Here is a 6,353-nt window from a genome sequence, read left to right as displayed (position 1 = left end):
GTCAGCGCCCGGATCAGCTGCTTCACCGCGGGCCGGTCGGCGGGGTCCTTCGCCAACGACCGGGCGATGAGATCGCGCAGCGGCGGTTCGAGCCCCGCCAGGTCGGGTTCGCCCGCGGTCACCCGCTGGATGATCTCCGGTAGCGTCCCGCCGCCGAAGGGGGCGCGGCCCGTGCCCGCGTACGCGACGACGCAGCCCCAGGCGAACACGTCCGCGGCGGGCGTGATCTCCCGGCCGTGCATGAGCTCCGGCGCCATGTAGGCGGGGGTGCCGATGAACTGGCCGGTCCGGGTGGGCCCGTCGGAGGCGTCCAGCGCGCGGGCGATGCCGAAGTCGATCACGCGGGGGCCGGTCGGGGACAGCAGCACGTTGGACGGCTTGAGGTCGCGGTGCACGATCCCGGCGCCGTGGATCGCGCTCAGCGCGGTCGCGATGTTGACGGCGAGGGCCTCCAGGTCGCCGCCGCGCAGCGGCCCGTTCTCCCGGACGGCCGTCTCCAGCGGCGGGCCGGCGACGTACTCGGTCACCACGTACAGCGGCTCGCCGTCCAGCCGGGCGTCCAGCACGGCGGCGGTGCAGAAGCGGCGGACCTGCCGCGCCGCCGTCACCTCGCTGCGGAACCGCTCGTGGAACGCCTCGTCGTCGGCCAGCTCCGCGTTGATGACCTTGACCGCGACCTGGCGGCCGGACTCGTCCTCGCCGAGGAAGACCGTGCCCATCCCGCCGCGGCCGAGCCGTCCGAGCAGCCGGTAGGGCCCGAGTCGCCGGGGGTCTCGGTCACGAAGGGGGGCCTGCATGGGGTCTCCCGGAGCCGCTGGTCCGCTTTTCTTCTGACGTCGGAACCGGCCGCACGCGCGTCGCCCCGCGCGGCCGTGGATGTCCCGCCCATACGCTTAGATGCTGGAATCGGCGGGCTGGTTCGGGAGGAAGCGTGGAAGTGACGGCGGACGTGCTCGGCCCCGGCTACGAGGCGATCGAGCTGCCGATGGGAACCGACGCCGAGGGCGAGGTCGTGGCGACGCTCGTCCGGCGGCGCGACGCCGCGTCCGGCTCCCGCCGGGCGGTGCTGTACGTGCACGGGTTCGTCGACTACTTCTTCCAGCGGCACCTGGCCGACTTCTTCGTGGACCTCGGGTTCGACTTCTACGCGCTCGACCTGCGCAAGTACGGGCGGTCGCTGCGCCCGCACCAGACCCCGAACTACGTCGAGAGCCTGTCGGAGTACTTCCCGGAGATCGACGAGGCCGTCCGGATCATCCGGGACGTCGACGGGCACGGCACGCTCCTGCTGAACGGCCACTCGACCGGCGGCCTGATCGCCGCGCTCTGGGCCGACCGGGCGAAGGGCAGGGGCCTGGTCGACGGGGTGTTCCTGAACAGCCCGTTCCTCGACATCGCCGAGCCGCTGCTGATGCGCAAGGCGGGCGCCGGCCTCGCGCGGGCGCTGCGCACCCGGTTCCCGAAGGCGAAGCTCCCGGCGGGGGTGTCCGACCGGTACCCGCGGAGCATCCACCGCGACCACGAGGGCGAGTGGGACTTCGACCTGGCGTGGAAGCCGATCCTCGGGTTCCCGGTGCGGGCGGCGTGGCTGGCCGCCGTGCGCCGCGGCCAGCTGCGCCTGCACCGGGGCCTCGACGTGGACGTGCCGGTCCTGGTCATGGCGTCGACGCGCAGCATCCGGCCGACCCGCAAGGTGCTGGACGTGACCGGCGCCGACGCGGTCCTGGACGTCGAGCACATGGCGCGGTGGGCGCCGCGGATCGGGCGGCACGTCACGCTCGTCCGGATCGAGGACGGCCTGCACGACCTGGTGCTGTCCGCCGAGCCCGCGCGCACGCGGGTCTTCGAGGAGCTGGCCCGCTGGACGAACGGCTACCTTCCCGCGGAGGCCCCGGCGGGCTGAAGACCGGCGCCCGGACCGGGCCGTCAGTCGAGGATCTTCGACATGTCGAAGTCGTCGTACTCGGCCCGGATCCGCTGGGCCTCGTTGCCGCCCTGCTGGGCGATCAGCCCGACCCGCCCGTTCGGGAGGGCCTGGTCGGTGTCGGTCGCGTCGATGACCTGCTCGCCGTTCACCCAGAGGCGCAGCCTGACGGCCTTCCCGCCGTCGCGGCCCTCGCACGCGATCTGCAGCTTGTTCTTGTCGCCGTCGGAGTAGCCGGGCACGGTGTCGGGGGCGGCGAGCTCCTTGGCGCCCTTGTCGCCGTCGCGCCTGCGGAGCACCGCGCCCTTGCCGTCGTTGCGGATCAGGAACTCGTACCGGCGGTCGTCCTCCTCGCCGCCGCGGCACATCAGGCCGTACTGGGCGTCGGCGGGGCCCTCGGTGAGCCCGGCCGTCACGGTCGCGAGGACCGGGTCGGGGAAGGAGCTCACGTCGTCCTTGGGCACCCATCTGACGACGGTCGAGTGCAGGCTGCTCGACTGCATGAAGTACTTGCCGCCGCTGTAGCCGTAGTCGTCGCCGAAGCCCCTCCACCCGGACTTGTCATTGGCGAAGTCGTCGCTGAAGACCGGGGCGAGCCCGCCGGGCGGGCCGCCGGTCGGGCGCAGCGCGACGAAGCCGACGACGGCGAGCATGACGACGGCCACCGCGGCCGCCGCGCCGCCGATGAGCAGCGGGCGGCGGGCGCCGCCGGAACCGGACCGGGGGCCGCCGAGCGGGGGCACGGGGCCGTCGCGGCGCGTGGAGTCCGTCGCCGGCGGCGGGGGCGGGAACGCGGCGTGCCCGGCGTGCGGCTGCCCGGCCGGGCCGGCCCACGGCCCGTTCTGCGGGTTCTGCGGGGCGTTCTGCGGCCCGTTCTGGAAGCCGTGCTGCGGGCCGCGCCAGCCCGTCTGGACGTTCTCGGCGATCGTCGCCGGGTCGGCCGTGCCGTTGCCGACCAGCCGGCCGAGCAGGTCCTGGACGGACGGGCGCTCGCGCGGGTCCTTGGCGAGCGCGGCGGCCACGATGTCGCGCAGGGCCGGGTCGAGCCCGTCCAGCTTCGGCTCCTCGTGCACGACCCGGTAGAGGATCTCCGGGACGGTGCTGCCCGCGAACGGCGCGCTGCCCGTCCCGGCGTAGGCGACGACGCAGCCCCACGAGAACACGTCGGACGCGGGCGTCACCTGCTCGCCGCGCAGCAGCTCGGGCGGCAGGTAGTTCGGGGTGCCGACGAACTGGCCGGTGCGGGTGGGGCCGTCGGCGGCGTCGAGGGCGCGGGCGATGCCGAAGTCGATGACGCGGGGGCCGGTGGACGACAGCAGGACGTTGGCGGGCTTGAGGTCGCGGTGCACGATCCCGGCGCCGTGGATGGCGGCGAGCGCGGTGGCGACGCCGACCGCGAGGCCCTCCAGGTCGGACCCGGGCAGCGGGCCGCGTGCGGCGACGGCCTCCTCCAGGCTGGGGCCCTCGATGTACTCGGTGACGACGTACAGGGGGTCGGTGTCCAGCTCGGCGTCCAGGACGGGCGCGGTGCAGAACCGGCGGACCTGCCGCGCGGCGGTCACCTCGCTGCGGAACCGCTCCCGGAAGGGGCCCTCCCCGGCCAGCTCCCTGTTGATCACCTTGACGGCGACGCGGCGCCCGGCGCTGTCCTCGCCCAGGTACACCGTCCCCATGCCGCCGCGGCCGAGCCGGCCGATCAGCCGGTAGGGGCCGAGCCCTTCGGGGTCGTCCGGGCGCAGGGCCTCGCCGTTCTCTCCTGCGTGCGTGGTCATCGTGGTCCTGAAAAGTGGAGTCGGTCCTGAAACTGGGATCAGTGTCTGTTTCGCGTAGAACCCTAGCGGCACCGGGTGATTCGCGAAGGTCGGTTGCGCGGGGACGGTCTCAGCGGGTCCGGCGCGCCCGCGGGAGGGGCCGGAACGGGGGGAGCTTCTCGCCGGTGAGGCCGAACGCGTACGCCACGACCCGCCCGGACCAGCGCTGGCAGCCGACGACCAGCCCGTACAGCGGCCGGGGGTAGCGGCCGGTGAACGGGATGACGAACCAGCTGAGCAGCATCACGATCACCAGCACCGTGTACATGGCCAGCATCACGACGAGGTGCGGGACGACCAGCAGGCCCCGCAGGAGGGTCAGCCAGCGGCGCGGCCCCTGCCACGCCTCGGGGAACGGGAGGTCGACCACGACGGTCTGCTCGCCGGCGTCCACGTCGCGCCGGGCGGGCTTAGCCGGTGCCGTCGCCGGCGCGGCCGGGGTCTCGGCGCGCGGCGCCCCGTTCTGCGATGCCTCGGGGGTCACGGGCTCGGCGGCGGGCCGCGGCTGCGGGACCTCGGCCTCCGCGCTCGGCGGCGCCTCCGGGCGGTCGCCGTTCGCCGCGTTCGCCGCGGCCTCCGGGGCCGCCGGGCCCCGCCAGGTGGCCGAGATCGTCTCCGCGGCCCGCTCCGGGTCGGCCTTGTCCTGCCCGACGAGCCGGGTGAGGAGTTCCCGGGCGGTGGGACGGGCCCGCGGGTCCTTGGCGAGCGCGGCGCCGACGATGTCGCGCAGCCGCGGGTGGATGCCGGTGAGGTCCGGCTCCTCGGCGGTGATGAGCCGGAACGTCTCCGCGACCGTGCCGCCCTGGAACGGGGGGCGTCCCGTCCCGGCGAAGGCGATGACGCAGCCCCACGAGAACACGTCGGACGCCTGCTCGGCTCCCTCGTCTCGCAGCACCTCGGGCGCGATATAGGCCGGGGTGCCGACGAACTGGCCGGTGCGGGTGATGCCGTCGGCGGCGTCGAGGGCGCGGGCGATGCCGAAGTCGATGACGCGGGGCCCGGTGGACGACAGCAGGACGTTGGCGGGCTTGAGGTCGCGGTGCACGATCCCGGCGCCGTGGATGGCGGCGAGCGCGGTGGCGACGCCGACCGCGAGGCCCTCCAGGTCGGAGGCGGCCAGCGGCCCGTCGCCCCGGACGGCCGTCTCCAGGCTCGGCCCGTCGATGTACTCGGTGACGATGTAGGGCGGGTCCTGGTCGAGCTCGGCGTCCAGGACGGGCGCCGTGCAGAACCGGTGGACGCGCCGCGCGGCGGTCACCTCCCGGCGGAACCGGGCGAGGAACGCCGGCTCCCCGGCCAGCTCACGGTTGACGACCTTCACCGCGACGCGCCGCCCGTCCGGCTCGGCGCCGAGGTAGACGGTGCCCATGCCGCCGCGGCCGAGGCGTCCGAGCAGGCGGTACGGCCCGAGCACGCGGGGTTCGTCCTGCTCCAGCGGTCCGGCGGCGGTCGTCGTCATGGGGGGCGGCGCTCCTCGGCTGATCGGCTCCTCGGCCCCAGCCTAAGGGAGCCGCGCGGCCCCGGGACGCGCCCTCAGGGGAGGAGCAGGAGCTTGCCCGTGCTGCGCCTCGCCTCCAGATCGGCGTGCGCCGCGGCGGCCTCGGCGAGGTCGTAGCGGTGCCCGACATGGACCCGCACGGCGCCCGATCCGACCCACCCGTAGACGTCCGCGGCGCGCTCCAGCAGCTCCTCGCGGACCTCGGTGAAGTGGGCGAGGGAGGGCCGCGTCAGGTACACCGAGCCGGCCGCGTTGAGGCGCTGCGGGTCGAGCGGCGGCACCGGCCCCCCGGCCGCGCCGTAGAGCGCGAGGACGCCCCGCCGCCGCAGGCTCGCCAGGCTCCCGTCGAACGTGGGCGCGCCGACGCCGTCGTACACGGCCGCGACGCCCTCGCCGCCGGTCAGCTCGCGCACCTTCTCGGGGAAGCCGTCGTAGCCCATCGTGACGTCCGCGCCCGCGTCCCTGGCGAGCTTCTCCTTCTCCGGGGTGGAGGCCGTCCCGATGACGCGGGCGCCGAGGGCCTTGGCCGCCTGGGTGAGCAGCAGGCCCATCCCGCCCGCCGCCGCGTGCACGAGGACGGTGTCGCCCTTCTTCACCTCGTACGTCGAGCGCGTCAGGTAGTGCGCGGTCATGCCCTGCAGCAGCGATGCCGCCGCGTCCTCCAGCGTGACCCCGTCCGGTACGGGCACGACCCGTTCCACCGGGATGGCCGCCTGCTCCGCGTAGGCGCCCTGGATGTTGGCCCAGGCGACGCGGTCACCGACGGAGAACTCGGTGACGCCGTCGCCGACCGCCGCGACCGTCCCCGCCGCCTCGACGCCGGGCGTGTAGGGGAGCTTTTGCGGGTACGCGCCCGTCCGGAAGTAGACGTCGATGAAGTTGACCCCCGCCGCCGCGACGTCGATCAGCACCTCCCCGGGGGCCGGCTCCGGGACGGGGCGCTCCCCGGCCACCATGACCTCGGGTCCGCCGTTCTCGGTGATGACGATCGCGCGCATGCCGCTCTCCTCCCGCTCGGGTGCCGTTGCCCCCGAGAACCCGGTGCCCTCGGGGCCTATTCCACTACCGGACGTCCTTCCCCGGCGGCCCGCCCCGCCCGTGCGAACCCGGACGCTCCCTG

At 74.8% G+C, this 6,353-nt stretch carries 5 protein-coding genes; 1 reads left to right on the top strand and 4 read right to left on the bottom strand.

The annotated features are described in order from the left end of the window. Positions 1-797, bottom strand: a 797-nt coding sequence (locus E1200_RS30065; RefSeq protein ID WP_131955467.1) for a serine/threonine-protein kinase, incomplete at its 3' end; no start/stop codon positions are given. 134 nt (positions 798-931) lie between these two features. On the opposite strand from E1200_RS30065, the gene E1200_RS30060 reads away from it, so the two are divergent. Continuing rightward, complete coding sequence (locus E1200_RS30060; protein ID WP_207933620.1) at positions 932-1,903, top strand: alpha/beta hydrolase; 972 nt, start codon at positions 932-934, stop codon at positions 1,901-1,903. Between the two features lie 23 nt (positions 1,904-1,926). Here E1200_RS30060 and E1200_RS30055 read toward each other — a convergent pair whose 3' ends face one another. From E1200_RS30055 to E1200_RS30045, 3 genes are all read right to left on the bottom strand, one after another. Continuing rightward, a complete protein-coding gene (locus tag E1200_RS30055; protein ID WP_131955465.1) occupies positions 1,927-3,696 on the bottom strand; it encodes a serine/threonine-protein kinase in 1,770 nt (589 codons plus the stop codon). Between the two features lie 109 nt (positions 3,697-3,805). Beyond that, entirely contained in the window at positions 3,806-5,194 is a 1,389-nt protein-coding gene (locus tag E1200_RS30050) for a DUF4389 domain-containing protein (protein ID WP_131955463.1), read from the bottom strand. Positions 5,195-5,268: 74 nt separating this feature from the next. Beyond that, the gene (locus E1200_RS30045; RefSeq protein ID WP_131955461.1) at positions 5,269-6,231 is read right to left on the bottom strand and encodes a quinone oxidoreductase; all 963 of its coding nucleotides are present in this window, start codon (positions 6,229-6,231) and stop codon (positions 5,269-5,271) included. Between the last annotated feature and the right edge of the window lie 122 nt (positions 6,232-6,353).

Origin of the sequence: Actinomadura sp. GC306 (genome assembly GCF_004348665.1) — a bacterium.
Lineage (GTDB): Bacteria > Actinomycetota > Actinomycetes > Streptosporangiales > Streptosporangiaceae > Spirillospora.
This window is presented reverse-complemented; position numbering and strand designations above follow the sequence as displayed.

What these genes read in the sequence shown, in the direction of transcription:
- E1200_RS30055 (WP_131955465.1), bottom strand. Translation starts at nt 3,696, where the DNA reads ATGACCACGCACGCAGGAGAGAACGGCGAGGCCCTGCGCCCGGACGAC.
- E1200_RS30050 (WP_131955463.1), bottom strand. Translation starts at nt 5,194, where the DNA reads ATGACGACGACCGCCGCCGGACCGCTGGAGCAGGACGAACCCCGCGTG.
- E1200_RS30045 (WP_131955461.1), bottom strand. Translation starts at nt 6,231, where the DNA reads ATGCGCGCGATCGTCATCACCGAGAACGGCGGACCCGAGGTCATGGTG.